At 71.0% G+C, this 14,914-nt stretch carries 14 protein-coding genes; 4 read left to right on the top strand and 10 right to left on the bottom strand.

The features are described 5' to 3' along the window. Positions 1-345: 345 nt before the first annotated feature. The 4 genes from ACZ5PB_RS37705 to ACZ5PB_RS37690 all read right to left on the bottom strand — a co-directional run bounded on the left by ACZ5PB_RS37705 (position 346) and on the right by ACZ5PB_RS37690 (position 4,305). Positions 346-1,497 carry a hypothetical protein gene (locus ACZ5PB_RS37705; protein ID WP_468697609.1) on the bottom strand — a complete coding sequence of 384 codons (1,152 nt, stop codon included), beginning with the start codon at positions 1,495-1,497 and terminating at the stop codon, positions 346-348. After that, positions 1,479-2,222, bottom strand: coding sequence for an ABC transporter ATP-binding protein (locus ACZ5PB_RS37700; protein WP_468697607.1), 744 nt, complete (start codon positions 2,220-2,222; stop codon positions 1,479-1,481). Before ACZ5PB_RS37700 ends, ACZ5PB_RS37705 begins: the two co-directional genes overlap by 19 nt. Positions 2,223-2,416: 194 nt before the next feature. Next, complete coding sequence (locus tag ACZ5PB_RS37695; protein WP_468697605.1) at positions 2,417-3,829, bottom strand: aspartate aminotransferase family protein; 1,413 nt, start codon at positions 3,827-3,829, stop codon at positions 2,417-2,419. Further along, entirely contained in the window at positions 3,814-4,305 is a 492-nt protein-coding gene (locus ACZ5PB_RS37690; protein WP_401746097.1) for an Lrp/AsnC family transcriptional regulator, read from the bottom strand. The genes ACZ5PB_RS37695 and ACZ5PB_RS37690 overlap by 16 nt, the downstream gene beginning before the upstream one ends. Positions 4,306-4,481: 176 nt before the next feature. Here ACZ5PB_RS37690 and ACZ5PB_RS37685 point away from each other — a divergent pair, with 176 nt between their 5' ends. The 3 genes from ACZ5PB_RS37685 to ACZ5PB_RS37675 all read left to right on the top strand — a co-directional run bounded on the left by ACZ5PB_RS37685 (position 4,482) and on the right by ACZ5PB_RS37675 (position 7,924). Next, positions 4,482-5,921: a gamma-aminobutyraldehyde dehydrogenase gene (locus tag ACZ5PB_RS37685; protein WP_468697604.1), complete on the top strand. Its 1,440-nt coding sequence runs from the start codon at positions 4,482-4,484 to the stop codon at positions 5,919-5,921. A gap of 119 nt (positions 5,922-6,040) precedes the next feature. Further along, complete coding sequence (locus ACZ5PB_RS37680) at positions 6,041-7,258, top strand: polyamine ABC transporter substrate-binding protein (RefSeq protein WP_468697603.1); 1,218 nt, start codon at positions 6,041-6,043, stop codon at positions 7,256-7,258. A gap of 114 nt (positions 7,259-7,372) precedes the next feature. Beyond that, complete coding sequence (locus ACZ5PB_RS37675; protein ID WP_468697602.1) at positions 7,373-7,924, top strand: hypothetical protein; 552 nt, start codon at positions 7,373-7,375, stop codon at positions 7,922-7,924. Here ACZ5PB_RS37675 and ACZ5PB_RS37670 read toward each other — a convergent pair. From ACZ5PB_RS37670 to ACZ5PB_RS37645, 6 genes are all read right to left on the bottom strand, one after another. Next, positions 7,914-9,131, bottom strand: a complete 1,218-nt coding sequence (locus tag ACZ5PB_RS37670; RefSeq protein ID WP_468697601.1) for a serine hydrolase domain-containing protein — start codon at positions 9,129-9,131, stop codon at positions 7,914-7,916. The two genes, ACZ5PB_RS37675 and ACZ5PB_RS37670, sit on opposite strands and share 11 nt — an antisense overlap. 207 nt (positions 9,132-9,338) lie before the next feature. Continuing rightward, positions 9,339-10,004 (bottom strand): response regulator, encoded by a 666-nt coding sequence (locus ACZ5PB_RS37665; RefSeq protein WP_468697600.1) that lies wholly within the window; start codon positions 10,002-10,004, stop codon positions 9,339-9,341. Continuing rightward, entirely contained in the window at positions 10,001-11,185 is a 1,185-nt protein-coding gene (locus ACZ5PB_RS37660; RefSeq protein WP_468697618.1) for a sensor histidine kinase, read from the bottom strand. Before ACZ5PB_RS37660 ends, ACZ5PB_RS37665 begins: the two co-directional genes overlap by 4 nt. Before the next feature lie 86 nt (positions 11,186-11,271). Beyond that, positions 11,272-12,063, bottom strand: a complete 792-nt coding sequence (locus tag ACZ5PB_RS37655; protein WP_468697598.1) for an SAM-dependent methyltransferase — start codon at positions 12,061-12,063, stop codon at positions 11,272-11,274. A 139-nt stretch (positions 12,064-12,202) separates the two neighbouring features. After that, positions 12,203-12,949, bottom strand: coding sequence for a glycerophosphodiester phosphodiesterase (locus ACZ5PB_RS37650; RefSeq protein ID WP_468697597.1), 747 nt, complete (start codon positions 12,947-12,949; stop codon positions 12,203-12,205). A 33-nt stretch (positions 12,950-12,982) separates the two neighbouring features. After that, on the bottom strand, positions 12,983-14,011 hold the full coding sequence (locus tag ACZ5PB_RS37645; protein ID WP_468697595.1) for an adenosine deaminase: 1,029 nt from the start codon (positions 14,009-14,011) through the stop codon (positions 12,983-12,985). A gap of 132 nt (positions 14,012-14,143) precedes the next feature. On the opposite strand from ACZ5PB_RS37645, the gene ACZ5PB_RS37640 reads away from it, so the two are divergent. Continuing rightward, positions 14,144-14,767, top strand: a complete 624-nt coding sequence (locus ACZ5PB_RS37640) for a DUF4190 domain-containing protein (RefSeq protein ID WP_468697594.1) — start codon at positions 14,144-14,146, stop codon at positions 14,765-14,767. Positions 14,768-14,914 lie beyond the last annotated feature (147 nt).

Below are 14,914 nucleotides of genomic sequence, written 5' to 3'. Positions count from 1 at the left end.
CCCCTCCCCGCCCCTTCCCTAGACCGCTGGCCGCGGGGCCGAGGGTTTTTACCTGCGGGTCGAGTGTGGTTGCTCGCGCAGTTCCCCGGGCCCCCAAGCACCCGGGGGGGCGGGGAAATGCGCGGCCCGCCCCCTCCCCCCCCCCCCCCGAGCCATGGGTGCGCGGGGGAACTCCCGCGGCCAGCCACGTACTACCTGCACATGACCACCGGGGGTGGCCGGGCCCGCCACCTGGCCGCCCACCCACTCGCCCGCGCGGGCCGGGGCCTGGGGCGGAGCCCCAGTTCGGGAAGGGGCGGGGTGGGGAAATGCCCCGCGCAGCGGACCCCGCCTCCTGCATCCTCCCTACGCCTGCGCCAGCGGAAGCGATGCCAACGTCGCCACCGACCACGTCAGCGGCGCGAACAAAGTGAGCAGCGCCAGCGTCCGCGTCGCGGCTGCGGCACGTAGCGACTGGGGTGGGGCGCCCTGGCGCAGGAGGGACTGGGTGATCGGGGCCCGGGACTGGCGGGTTTCCAGGGCCACCGACAGGAGCGTCGCCGTCGTGCACGCCAGGACCAGCGTCGCTCCCAGCCCGGTCAGCGGGCCGAAGGCCGGGGCGGAGGGGGTGGGGGCGTAGAGGACCGTCGCCGCCAGTACTCCCGACGCCGTCGCGCACACCACCCCCAGCGGGCGGCCGATGCGGCCCGCCTCGCTCTGGAGTGCGCGGCCCGCGAGGAGGCGTACCGCTCCCGGGCGTACCGACTGGAGCAGGAATCCGCACAGGTGCACCAGGCCGGGCCCGGCCAGTGCCAGGCCCACCGCCGTCAGGACCCAGCCCACCAGCACCCCCGCGGGGGCGACGTCCGCGTGCCCGGGGAGCGGGAGCGCGGCGCGTGGGCCTGCGCTTCGGCTTGCGTACGTCTCGATCGCCAGGCCGACCGCGGTCAGTGCGACGCCCCAGGGCAGGCCCGCCGGAGGCGCCGGGGGAGAGGGCGAAGCGGTGGGTGTGCGGGGGCGTAGGGACAGGGCGCTGGCCAGGGATGCCGTGAGGGGGGAGAGGGCGAGGAGCGTGAGGACCGCCGCCAGGGGCAACGGGCGGTCGGCGGCCAGGAGTTCGGTGGCCGCGCCGTCGAAGGGCAGGCCCGTCAGGTCGCCGCGCAGGTGCAGGAAGACCAGCAGCGCGATCATGCTGCCGAGCGTGCAGGACAGGGCCGTCGAGGCGGCGGCCGTGGCGGCCAGCCGGGCCGGGCCCAGGCCCACCGCCGAGAGTCCGGTGCGCGGTCGCGTGCTCGGGTCCGTACGTGCCACGGCCACCGCGAACTGGACCGTCGCGGCGAGCGGGACCAGGCACCACAGGAGGCGGAGCAGGGAAGATGCCGCGTGCGAGGGGTGGCTGAGGGCGTAGCCGAGGGTGCAGAGCAGGAGGAAGCCGACTCCGGCCGATGCCGCCGCGACCAGGAGCCGGCGCAGCAGGACCAGCGGGTGGGCGCCGCGGACTAGGCGGAGAGCGAGCACGCGGCCCGGCCTTCCGCTTCGGCGAGCTGTACGGAGTTCACGCGGTGGCCGTCGAGGAGGGTCACCGTACGGTCGGCGAGGGTCGCGATCTCGGCGTCGTGGGTGGCCAGGACGACGGTGATGCCGTGCGAGCGGGCCGCCGTGGTGAGGGTGCGCAGCACCTGCGCGCGGTCGGTGCGGTGCAGCGGGGCGGTCGGCTCGTCGGCGAACAGGACCGTGGGATTGGTCGCCAGGGCGCGGGCGATCGCGATGCGCTGGCGCTGCGACTGGAGCAGTGCGGCGGGGCGCTTGCGGGCGACGGCGCCGATGTCGAGCCGTTCCAGCCACTCCGTCGCGGTGTCCTTCGCCTCGCGGTGGCCGTGGCCGTTCAGGAGGAGGGGGAGGGCGGTGTTCTCCCAGGCGGTGAGCTCGGGGACCAGGTCCGGCTCCGGGGCGATCCAGGCGAACCGGTCCCGGCGCAGCCGTTCGCGGGCCAGGGCGCCCATCGCGTGCACGGGAACGCTGTTGAACCACACTTCGCCCTCGTCCGGGACGAGTTGCCCGCTCAGGCAGGACAGCAGCGTCGTCTTGCCGCTGCCGCGCGGACCGGTCACGGCCAGGATCTCGGCCTCGCGGACGCCGAGCGAGACACCGGTGAGCGCGGGGGAGCCCTCGTGGGAGTGGTGCAGGGAACGGGCCCAGAGGACGTCGTTGTCCGGCGGGGAGCTGTCCGGTGGGACCACCATGGCGTACACCTCGTGTCAGATCAGATTTCCGGTCCCCCTTGCGGGGGAACGAAATACGGAGCCGATCGGTCACTGGGCACGCTAGGGATTCCCGGTGCGATGGTGTGCGTGGCGCGGCAGACGTACGGCCCGGAGGCTTCCCGTTCTCACTGGAACGGGTGCATCCGGGCCGTACGAGCAGATCAACAGCCGGGTCAGAGCTTGGTCCAGGCCTCCGTGAGGACCGCACGCAGGATGCCCTCGATCTCGTCGAAGGTCTCCTGGGTGGAGATCAGCGGCGGGGCCAGCTGGACCACCGGGTCGCCCCGGTCGTCGGCCCGGCAGTACAGGCCGTTCTCGTACAACGCCTTGGAGAGAAAGCCGTAGAGCACGCGCTCCGTCTCCTCGTCGGTGAAGGTCTCCTTGGTGGCCTTGTCCTTCACCAGCTCGATGCCGTAGAAGAAGCCGTTGCCGCGGACGTCGCCGACGATCGGCAGGTCGAGGAGCTTGCGGAGCGTCTGGTAGAACGCGTCCTCGTTGTCCAGGACGTGCTGGTTGAGGCCCTCGCGCTCGAAGATGTCGAGGTTGGCGAGGCCGACCGCCGCGGAGACCGGGTGGCCGCCGAAGGTGTAGCCGTGCAGGAAGGTGTTGTCGCCCTGGTAGAACGGCTCGGCGATCCTGTCGGAGATGATGCAGGCGCCGATCGGGGAGTAGCCCGAGGTCATGCCCTTGGCGCAGGTGATCATGTCGGGGATGTAGTCGAACTTGTCGCAGGCGAACATCGTGCCGAGGCGGCCGAAGGCGCAGATGACCTCGTCCGAGACCAGCAGCACGTCGTACTTGTCGCAGATCTCGCGGACCCGCTGGAAGTAGCCGGGCGGCGGCGGGAAGCAGCCGCCCGCGTTCTGGACCGGCTCCAGGAAGACGGCGGCGACGGTCTCCGGGCCCTCGAAGAGGATCTCCTGCTCGATCTGGTCGGCGGCCCAGCGGCCGAAGGCCTCGGGGTCGTCGCCGTGGATCGGGGCGCGGTAGATGTTGGTGTTGGGGACCTTGTGCGCGCCGGGGACCAGCGGCTCGAAGGGGGCCTTGAGGGCGGGGAGTCCGGTGATGGACAGGGCGCCCTGCGGGGTGCCGTGGTAGGCGACCGCACGCGAGATGACCTTGTACTTGGTGTGGTGGCCGCGCAGCTTCCAGTACTGCTTGGCCAGCTTCCACGCGGTCTCGACGGCCTCGCCGCCGCCCGTCGTGAAGAACACCTTGTTCAGGTCGCCCGGCGCGTAGTGCGCGAGCCGCTCGGCCAGTTCGACGGCCTTGGGGTGGGCGTAGGACCAGACCGGGAAGAAGGCCAGCTCCTGCGCCTGCTTGTACGCGGTCTCGGCGAGCTCGTGCCGGCCGTGTCCGGCGTTCACCACGAACAGGCCGGACAGGCCGTCGAGGTAGCGCTTGCCCTTGTCGTCGAAGATGTACGTTCCCTCGCCGCGCACGATGGTCGGCACGGGGGCGTTCTCGTACGACGACATGCGGGTGAAGTGCATCCACAGGTGGTCGTACGCGGACTTCGAGAGGTCCTTGCCGGAACTGGTCGTGGAGGGGTTGCTGGTGGCACTCACGGCTATCGGGTTCCCCACATGTAGGTCTGCTTCTTGAGCTTGAGGTAGACGAAACTCTCGGTGGAGCGCACTCCGGGGAGGGTCCGGATGCGTTTGTTGATCATCTCCAGGAGGTGGTCGTCGTCCTCGCAGACGATCTCCGCGAGGAGGTCGAAGGAGCCAGCCGTCACGACGACGTACTCGACCTCCGCCATGTCGGTGAGCGCGTCCGCGACCGGATCGAGGTCGCCCTCCACATTGATGCCGACCATCGCCTGCCGACGGAAGCCCACGGTGAGCGGGTCCGTGACGGCGACGATCTGCATGACGCCCTGGTCGAGCAGCTTCTGTACGCGCTGGCGCACGGCGGCCTCGGAGAGACCGACCGCCTTGCCTATCGCGGCGTACGGACGGCGGCCGTCCTCCTGGAGCTGTTCGATGATCGCCAGGGAGACGGCATCGATCGCCGGGGAGCTTCCGCTGCCGGGCCTGGGTTCTGCGCTACGACTGACCACGAAGCCACTGTGCATGAGGTCTCGTCCGTCACGCAAGAGGAAACCGATGAATTTCGTTGTTCAAGAGTCCTGATTTAACTGAATCCGAAGTTGTGGAGGGGGAGGTATGTCGAATGCGTCGCTCCTCTGGCTAGGGTGGTGTCTCAACTGCCGGACATCTGAGAGGGAGAGCCGCCGTGACCACCGAGCTGCGCCGCCTGCGCAACTACATCGCCGGGGAGTTCCGGGACGCCGCCGACGGGCGGACCACCGAAGTGATCAACCCGGTCACGGGCGAGGCCTACGCGACCGCGCCGCTCTCCGGCCAGGAGGACGTCGACGCCGCGATGAAGGCCGCCGCCGAGGCGTTCCCCGCCTGGCGCGATCTGACGCCCGCCGAGCGGCAGAAGGCGCTGCTCAAGATCGCGGACGCCTTCGAGGAGCGCGCCGAGGAGCTGATCGCCGCCGAGTCGGAGAACTGCGGCAAGCCGGTCGGCATCACCCGCACCGAAGAAGTGCCGCCCATGGTCGACCAGATCCGCTTCTTCGCGGGTGCGGCCCGGATGCTGGAGGGCCGCAGCGCGGGCGAGTACATGGAGGGCCTGACCTCCATCGTCCGCCGTGAGCCGGTCGGCGTCTGCGCGCAGGTCGCGCCGTGGAACTACCCGATGATGATGGCCGTGTGGAAGTTCGCCCCGGCGCTCGCCGCGGGCAACACCGTCGTGCTGAAGCCGTCGGACACCACCCCCGCCTCTACGGTCCTGATGGCCGAGATCATCGGCGGGATCGTACCCAAGGGCGTCTTCAACGTCGTCTGCGGCGACCGCGACACCGGCCGCACCATGGTCGAGCACAAGACCCCCGCGATGGCCTCCATCACCGGTTCCGTACGGGCCGGCATGCAGGTCGCCGAGTCGGCCGCCAAGGACCTCAAGCGGGTCCACCTGGAGCTGGGCGGCAAGGCGCCGGTCGTCGTGTTCGAGGACACCGACATCGCCAAGGCCGTCGAGGACATCTCGGTGGCGGGCTACTTCAACGCGGGCCAGGACTGTACGGCCGCCACGCGCGTCCTCGTACAGGAGTCGATCCACGACGAGTTCGTGACCGCACTCGCCAAGGCGGCGGCCGACACCAAGACCGGCATGCCGGACGACGAGGACGTGCTCTACGGGCCGCTCAACAACGCCAACCAGCTGAAGCAGGTCTCCGGCTTCATCGACCGGCTGCCCGCGCACGCCAAGGTCGAGGCCGGCGGCCACCGGGTCGGCGAGAAGGGCTACTTCTACGCCCCGACCGTCGTCTCCGGCCTGAAGCAGGACGACGAGATCATCCAGAACGAGGTCTTCGGCCCCGTCATCACCGTCCAGTCCTTCACCGACGAGGCGCAGGCCCTTCAGTGGGCGAACGGCGTCGAGTACGCGCTGGCCTCCTCCGTCTGGACCAAGGACCACGCGCGCGCCATGCGCATGTCCAAGAACCTCGACTTCGGCTGCGTGTGGATCAACACCCACATCCCGCTGGTCGCCGAGATGCCGCACGGCGGATTCAAGCAGTCCGGCTACGGCAAGGACCTCTCCGGTTACGGCTTCGAGGACTACACCCGCATCAAGCACGTCATGACGTCCATCGAGGGCTGAGCCCTCGGCGGTCCGCGACGGCCCGTCCCGGGTGCAGGGACGGGATGACGGGTTACGGGGCGGGCGGTAGACGAACTGTCTATTGCCCGCCCCTCCCACATCGGGAAATGGTGAGCACCATGGGTGATCTTGGTCGCGTTTCGCGTCGTCTCTCGCGCGGTGTCCCGCGCCGTACGCTCCTGCGCGGAGCCGGGTACGGTCTCGCTTCGACGGGCGTGCTCGCCGCGCTCACCGGCTGCGGTGTGCCGCCGGCCTACGTCAAACCGGCCGACCGCTCCGGCAAGGACTCCTCGGACCGGGAGAAGAGCCTGACGTTCGCCAACTGGCCGCTCTACATCGACACCGACGAGGACGACAAGTCCAAGCGGCCGACGCTGGTGGAGTTCCAGAAGCGCACCGGGATCTCGGTCGAGTACACCGAGGAGATCAACGACAACGACGAGTTCTTCGGCAAGGTCAGCCCCGCGCTGATGAACCACCAGGCGACCGGCCGGGACCTGATCGTCATCAGCGACTGGATGGCGGCCCGCTTCGTACGGCTCGGCTGGGTGCAGCAGATGGACCGGGCCAAGCAGCCCAACGTCGCCAAGTACCTGGACCCGCAGCTGCGCTCCCCCGCCTTCGACGACGGCCGCCTGCACACCGTGCCCTGGCAGTCGGGCATCACCGGCATCGCGTACAACCGCAAGAAGCTCGGCCGCGAGATCAAGCACACCGCCGACCTGTGGCGCCCCGAACTCAAGGGCAAGGTCACGCTCTTCGCCGGACTCGACGAGAGCTTCTCGCTGCTGATGCAGGGGCTTGGCGCGGACGTCACCAAGTGGACCGCCGACGACTTCCACAAGATGTGCGACCAGGTCGAGAAGCTGGTCAGGACCAAGCACATCCGCCGCTTCACCGGCAACGACTACGTCAAGGACCTGGCGAGCGGCGACGTGCTGGCCTGCCAGGCGTACTCCGGCGACGTGATCCAGCTCCAGGCCGACAACCCGGACATCGAGTTCGTGGTGCCGGAGGAGGGCGCGGAGCTCTGGGCCGAGTCGCTGATGATCCCCAACCTCGCCCAGCACAAGCGCAACGCCGAGAAGCTGATCGACTACTACTACGACCCCGAGGTCGCCGCCGAACTCGCCACCTGGGTCAACTACGTCTGTCCGGTCCCCGCCGCCCGCGACATCATCGCCTCCTCCAAGGACGAGGAGACCGCCGAACTGGCCGAGGACCCGCTGATCTTCCCCGACGGCGAGGTCCGCAAGCGGCTCGCGATCGCCCGGGACATCACGGCGGAGGAGCGGCTGGAGTTCGCGAAGACGTGGAACGGGATCGTGGGTCTGTAGGGCCGGTTGCACCGGTGTTCGGGCAACAGGCACCTTGATCCTCTCGCACCCCCCCGTCGTGAAGAACGCCGGGGGCGTGTGAAGACGGCGTAAAGGCGGTCGTACGCTGCTGACATGAACGAGCCAGCCGTCCAACTGAGGCGCATCCGTGTGTGGTTGATCTTCTTCATCGTGTGCCTGGTGCTGAGCGGGCTGACCGCCTTCCCGCTGGTCACCGAGATCGACTGGCTGGCCGGGGTGCTGAGGTCCTCGCCGCTGCCCGATCTGATGCCGGGCTTCATGGAGTGGATCGAGCGCTGCCGCGAGGGGCTGATCGCCACCGACGCGAAGTACCCCTTCATCCTGTACGGGACGGACTGGCTGGCCTTCGCGCACCTGGTGATCGCGGTCGCGTTCTACGGTCCCTACCGCGACCCGGTGCGGAACATCTGGGTGATCGAGTTCGGCATGATCGCCTGCGCCGGAATCATTCCGCTCGCGCTGATCTGCGGGCCGATCCGGGGCATTCCGTTCGGCTGGTCGCTGATCGACATGGCCTTCGGGGTGTTCGGGGTGATCCCGCTGGCGATCGTCCGCAGGAAGATCAAGCGGCTGGAGGCGCTGACGGCGCCGCTCGCGGTGCCGTCAGCCGTGGCGGGGGCGGCACGCTCGGCGGTCAGCGGCTGAAGGCGGCGCGCAGCAGGGCCTCGGCGGTCGGGTTCATGCCCTGGCCCTTGGCGTCCGTGGAGTTGACCGAGTAGACCAGGGTGCGCGAGAGGTCGCGCGGGGCGGCGATCACGGAGTTGTAGCCCCAGCGGCCGCCCGTCTTCAGCCACAGGACCAGGCCGCCGCCCGCGTCGAACCGCTGCAGACCGGCGCTCATCGTGGCGCCCTCGATGTCGGGGACGGTGAACATCTCCTCCAGCAGCGGGCCGCGTACGACCTGCCCCCGGAAGAGGGCGTTCAGGAAGCGCTCCAGGTCGGCGGTGGTGGAGATCAGATCGCCCGCCGCCCAGCCGTCCGTGGTGCTCCAGACGCTGACGTCGCGCAGTTCCGTGCTGCCGTCGGACTTGGTGAAGACCTGGTAGCCGTGGTTGTGCGGGCCCTTGATGTGCGGATTCCGGCCGGGGGAGTACGTGCCGTGCAGGCCGAGCGGGCGCAGGATGCGGCGGGCGACGGCCTCCTCGTACGTGGTGCCGGAGACGCGCTCGATCAGCAGGCCGGCGAGGGTGTAGCCGATGTTCGTGTAGTGCTGGACCGTTCCCGGTGTCTTCCTGTCCTTCTCCTTGGCCTTCGAGGTCGCCGAGGCGACCATCACGCGCGGGTCGTGCACGTCGAAGCGGTGCGCGTACCAGTCGTCGACGTTGCTGCCGGGGAAGTCGGGGGAGGGGATGCCGTGGGTGTGGTTGAGGAGCTGGCGCACGGTGACCGTGCCGTACGAGGCCGGGAGCAGGTCCGGGAGGTAGGAGCGGACCGGCCGGTCGAGGCGGACCCTGCCCTCCTCGGCCAGGCGCAGCACGGTCGCCGCGGTGAAGACCTTGGTGACGGAACCCGCGCGGAAGCGGGCGTCCGGATCGGCGGGCCGGTTCGTCCGCAGGTCGTGCACGCCGGAACTGCCCTGCCAGGCGGGGCCCTTGCCGCCGACCCGGGCGAGGGCCGCCGTGGTGGTGTCGTTCGGCAGTCCGGCGAGGGCGGCGCGGAGGGCCTTGGTGTCCGGGCCCTCGGACTGCTGGGCGGCGTGGGCCACCGCCGACGTGGCGGCGTGGGCGGTGCCGGTGACGGCGAGGGGACCGGCGACGAGGCCGAGGACCAGGGCGGTGGCGAGAGTGGCGGTGCGGGTGCGGGTGCGGGTGACGGAGCGGGTACGGGTGCGGGGGCCGGGGTGGGCGCTCATGGCGGGACCTTTCGGGGCCTGGGGACTTCGGTACTTGGGGACTTCGGGACGGCGGGGTCACCCGCCGCCCCGTGCGGCCGAGGCCCCCGGGGAGCGGGCAACTCCTGGTATGAACACCATCCTGGTGAGTCCGAGGCCCGTACGGATCGCCGGTGAGAGCGGTCCTGACGGGCCGGTTTCCTCCCTCCGGCGGGGGAGGCGCGTGCCCTATCCCTCGCCCGACGGAGCGACCAGACCCGTCTCGTATGCGCAGATCACCGCCTGGATGCGGTCCCGCAGCCCCAGTTTGGCCAGCACGTTGCCGACATGGGTCTTCACGGTGTGCTCGCTGACCGTCCAGGCCGCCGCGATCTCCGCGTTCGACAGGCCGCGCGCCAGCTGGAGCAGGGTCTCGCGCTCCCGGGCGGTCAGTACGTCGAGCCTGCCGGAGGGAGCCACGGGCATCACTGCGGGCCGGGAGGTGAACTCCGCGATCAGCCGGCGCGCCACCGAGGGCGCGACCAGGGACTCCCCGGCCGCCACCACCCGTACCGCGTGCACCAGATCGTCCCTGCGTACGTCCTTGAGGAGGAAGCCGCTGGCCCCCGCGCGCAGCGCGTCGTAGACGTACGCGTCGGAGTCGAAGGTGGTCAGCATGACGGTGCGGGTGGGGCCGGAGGAGGTGATGGTGCGGCAGGCCTCGATGCCGTCCATCAGCGGCATCCGGATGTCGAGCAGCGCGACCTCCGGCTCCAGCCGCCGCACCGCGTCGACGGCCGCCGCGCCGTCCCCCGCCTCCGCGACCACCTCGATGTCCGGCTGCGCGTCGAGGATCATCGCGAAGCCGCTGCGGACCAGCTCCTGGTCGTCGGCCACCAGTACGCGGATGCTCAAGTCGCCGCCTCCGTACGGGAGAGGGGGAGGGGGAGGGGGAGGGGGAGGGGGAGGGGCAGCGAGACGCTGACGGTGAAGCCCGCGCCGCCGGGGCCGGGGCCTGTGGTCGCTGCGCCGCCGTGGGCCGCCGCGCGTTCGCGGATGCCGATGAGGCCGTGGCCGTGTCCGTGTCCGTGGGTGCCGGTGGGAGCGGGGTTGTGCCCGCGCCCGTCATCGGTGATCGTGAGGGTCAAGTCCTGTTCCTGGTAGTGGAGTTGAACGCGGGCGTGCCGCGCCTGGGCGTGCTTGACGACATTGGTGAGGGCTTCCTGCACGATGCGGTACGCCGTCGCTTCGAGCGCGGGAGCGAGCGGACGCGGCCTGCCGGTGGTCTCGTACGCCACAGTGAGGCCACTTCGCCCCACCCGCTCCACCAGCCCCGGCAGCTCGACGATCCCGGGCTGCGGACCCCGCGCCACATCGGGGTCCGTCGGGGCGTCCCGCAGCAGGCCGAGCATCTGCCGCAGCTGCACCATCGCCTCCCGGCCCGTCTCCGAGATCGCGTCGAAGGCTGCCTCGGCCCGCTCGGGTGCGGCCCGTACCGCGACGGGTCCGGCCTCCGCCTGGACGACCATGATGCTCACCGCGTGGGAGAGGATGTCGTGCATCTCCCGGGCGATCCGGGCCCGTTCGCGGGCCGCCGCCTGCTCGGCCTCGATCCGGTTCGCCCGCTCCAGCTGGGCGGCGCGCTCCTCGACGGCGAGGGCGCGTTCCTCCACGGCCCGGGCGCGTTCCTCCACGGCGAGGGTGTACGCCTGCCGGGTGTGGGTGAGCCTGCCGAAGGCGTACGAGGCGAGAAAGACGATCAGCGTGAACATCAGCTCCCGCAGCCAGTCGTCCCGCCCGCGCCACACCACGGAACCGGCGGCGATCGCGAGCGTCAGCGCTCCCGCCAGCTGCCGGTGCGGGGAGGGCGCGAGGGCGGCGACGGAGTACAGCGCGACCATGCTGGTGTACGGCAGCGTCTGCCCGGGGCCGTCGACGGCGGCCCCGTACAGCCCCTGCGCACACATCACCGCCACCAGCACGGTCAGCGGAGCCCGCCGCCGCCACACCAGCGGCAGCACGGTCAGCGTCGTCAGGAGGTACGCGGCGAGGGTGGCCGGGACCTGCCCCGGCTGACGGGGGATCAGCCAGGGCATGCTGACGGCCAGTTGGACCAGGACGGCGACCCCGAGATCGGCCGTGAGACGGCTGCCGGCGAGAGCGCGCGGACGGACGGAGGCCCTCAACGCTTGACGGCCACCGCGCCGAACTGCGCCACCTCGGCGACGCCCGCCGGGTCGTCGGACCGCCAGCGGGCGCAGGACACGATGCCCGGCTCCAGGATGTCGAGGCCCTCAAGGAAGGAGGCGAACTCGGCGCGGCTGCGGGCGGTGATCGGGGGCGTGGCGTTCTCGTTCCAGAACGCCATCGCGGCCTCGTTGCCCTCGCCGCCGAGTTCGAGGGTGGGGTGGGTGAGGGCGAGGTGGCTGCCGGCGGGCAGGGCGTCGAGGAGGGTCCGGACGACGGTGCGGGCCTCGTCGGTGTCCGGTACGAAGTTGAGGATGCCGAGCATCATCACGGCCACCGGACGGCCGAGGTCCAGGGTTCCGGCCGCCGATTCGAGGATCTTCTCAGGGTCGCGGGCGTCCGCTGCGACGTAGGCGGTGCGCCCCTCGGGGGTGCCGGTGAGGAGGGCGCGGGCGTGGGCCAGGACCACGGGGTCGTTGTCGACGTACACGACGCGGGCGTCGGGGGCGACGCGCTGGGCGACCTGGTGGGTGTTCTCGGCGGTGGGCAGCCCGGTGCCGATGTCCAGGAACTGCCGGATCCCGGCCTCTTCGGCCAGGTACGTGACGGCCCGGCCGAGGAACAGGCGGTCGGCGCGGGCCACTTGGCCGATGCTCGGGAAGAGGGAGGTGACGTGGTCGCCGACGGCGGTGTCGACGGGGTAGTGGTCCTTGCCGCCGAGCCAGTAGTTCCAGACGCGGGCGTTGTGGGCGACGTCGGTGCGTATCGCGTCTGACACGTCTGACATACGGGTGTTCTCCTCCGGAGGCGGACGGCAGGGGCGTGCCGCCACGCGGCGGCACGCCGGGCCATCATGCCGGACGGATCAAGTCCGGGCCGCAGGGAGGGGGTTGGCTCCTCAGGCCCTGCCTCTCGGTTCCTGGCTCTCAGTTCCTGGCTCCTTGGCGCCTGGCCACCTCGGCCGCCAGCGTGTCGAGGCGGTTGGTGGTGATGGCGTCCACTCCCGCCGCCAGCAGCCCCCGCATCACCCACCGCGTATCGGCCGTCCACGCCGCGATCAGCAGGCCGTCGCGGTGGACGCGGTCGACCAGGGCGCGGTCGACCACCCCGAAGCGGTAGTTGAGCGTGCGCGGGCCGATCGCCTCCAGCAGGATCCGGCGCGGCGGTGCGACGGACTCCCAGCTCAGCGCGATCTCGGCGCGCGGATCGGCAGCCCGTACCCGCAGCATCGTGGTCGGACCCCCGCAGTAGTACGTCCGCTCGCCCGCCCCGGCCTCGTGGACCACCCCCACCACCTTCCGCACCATCTCGTCGTGCGCACCGGCGGGCAGGTCGACCAGCAGCCGGTCCGCGCCGACGGCGAGGATCGCCTCGCGCAGGGTTGGCACGGCGCCGCCGGTCAGGGCGTCCACCTCGGACTTCGTGAGGTCGACCAGCCAGCGGTCGTGGCCCCAGAGCCGCTCCAGCGTCTCGTCGTGGAGCAGCACCGGGACACCGTCCCGGGTCAGCCGTACGTCGACCTCGACCGCACCGGCGCCGTGCTCCAGCGCCGAGCGGATCGAGTCGAGCGTGTTCTCCCGGAAGCGGTACGGGTCCCCGCGGTGGCCCACGGCAAGGACGGCGGCGTGGCGAAGGGCGGTGCGGTCAGTGCTGTCGATGCTGTCGATGCTCATGGAGCCATTGTTGGGGAGCGGGCGAGGGGCCGCTCAGTGTGCGGCCAGCCACTTCTCCGTGTAGGTGTCGATCTCGGCGGCCAGGGCGGCCTTGCCCGCCGGGTCGAGGAAGGAGGCCTCGACGGCGTTCTTGGCGAGCTGGGCCAGACCGCGCTCGTCCAGTTCGAGGAGCCGGGCGGCGACCACGTACTCGTTGTTGAGGTCGGTGCCGAACATGGGCGGGTCGTCGCTGTTGATGGTGACGAGGCAGCCCGCCGCGACCATCTCCTTGAGGGGGTGCTCGTCCAGGTCGGCGACCGCGCGGGTGGCGATGTTGGAGGTCGGGCAGACCTCCAGGGGGATGCGGTGCTCGGCGAGGTGGGCGAGCAGCTTCGGGTCCTGGGTGGCGCTGGTGCCGTGGCCGATGCGCTCGGCGCGCAGGTCGGTCAGTGCGGACCAGATGGTCTCGGGTCCTGTCGTCTCGCCCGCGTGCGGGACGGAGTGCAGACCGGCTTCGATGGCGCGGTCGAAGTACGGCTTGAACTGCGGGCGCGGCACGCCGATCTCGGGACCGCCGAGCCCGAACGACACCAGCCCTTCCGGCCGGTGCTCCAGCGCCAGCCGCACGGTCTCCTCCGCCGACTCCAGGCCCGCCTCGCCAGGAATGTCGAAGCACCAGCGCAGCACCACACCGAGCTCGGACTCGGCGGCCTTGCGGGCGTCCTCGATGGCGTCCATGAACGCCTTCGGTTCGATGCCGCGGCGGGTCGAGCTGTACGGGGTGACGGTCAGCTCCGCGTAGCGGATGTTCTGCCGGGCCATGTCGCGGGCCACCTCGAAGGTGAGCAGCCGGACGTCCTCGGGGGTGCGGATGACATCCACGACGGACAGGTAGACGTCGATGAAGTGCGCGAAGTCGGTGAAGGTGAAGAACTCCACGAGCTTGTCGGGGTCGCTGGGCACCTTGGAGTCCGGGTGCCGGGCGGCCAGCTCGGCGACGATGCGCGGCGACGCGGATCCGACGTGATGCACGTGCAGCTCAGCCTTGGGCAGGCCCTCGACGAAGGGGCGCAGGTCTGACATCGGATCCTCCTGATGCGGCGGTACGTGGTGCGTACCGGGACTGTGCGGGGGTGTTCGGGATCATCGTAGGCGGGGCGATGGGCCATGTGGGGTACGCCGTAGCATGACGGGGAATCGCAACGGGGAGGGCCCATGTCAGACAACACGCCGCAGTCCTCGGGGGCGCCGGATCCTTGGGCGCCGCCGGAGAACTCGGGGAACCGGGTCCCGCTCGACAAGGCGTCGCCGTCGCCGTCGCCGACGCCGTTGTCGGGCAGTCCGGTGCACGACCAGCCGACGGTGACGTCGATGCCGGCGGCACCGAGTGCGCCGGGTGCGCCGGGGCCGATGGACGCGGTGCCGGGGGCGCCGCCGGAGTACGGATACCCGGCGGCCGGGACACCGGGCGAGTACGGGTACCCGCCGGCCTACCCGGGCAGCTCGTACCCCGCCGCGCCGGGCGCGCCGGGTGGGGGATACCCCGGGTACCCGGGGTACGCCGGCCCCACCGGATGGACGGGACAGGCCGCGCCGCAGAACGGGTTCGGTATCGCGGCGATGGTGCTCGGCATTCTCTCCATCTGCCTGTTCTGCATGTATCTCGGTGTGGTGCTGGGGCCGCTCGGGCTGATCTTCGGGATCCTCGGCCGCAACAAGGCGGCGCGGGGGGAGGCGACGAACGCGGGCATGGCGCTGGCGGGGATCATCACAGGGGCGATCGGCCTGGCCATGCAGGCCGCGTGGATCGGGTTCATCGTGTGGGCGGCGATGCGGTAGGACCGGGGGCTTTCGGGGCTTGGCCGGGGTCGGGGTAGGCGGGGGTCCGCTGCGCGGGCCTTCCCCTCCCCGCCCCTTCCCGGCTGTGACATGTGCGGCTGCCGCCGCGTGGGGGCGCTGCCTCGGGGGTGGGCGGGTATGTGGGGT

This window comes from Streptomyces sp. NPDC032721 (genome assembly GCF_055579625.1).
Note: the sequence above shows the minus strand (reverse complement) of the source record. Positions and strands in the feature narration are given on the sequence as shown.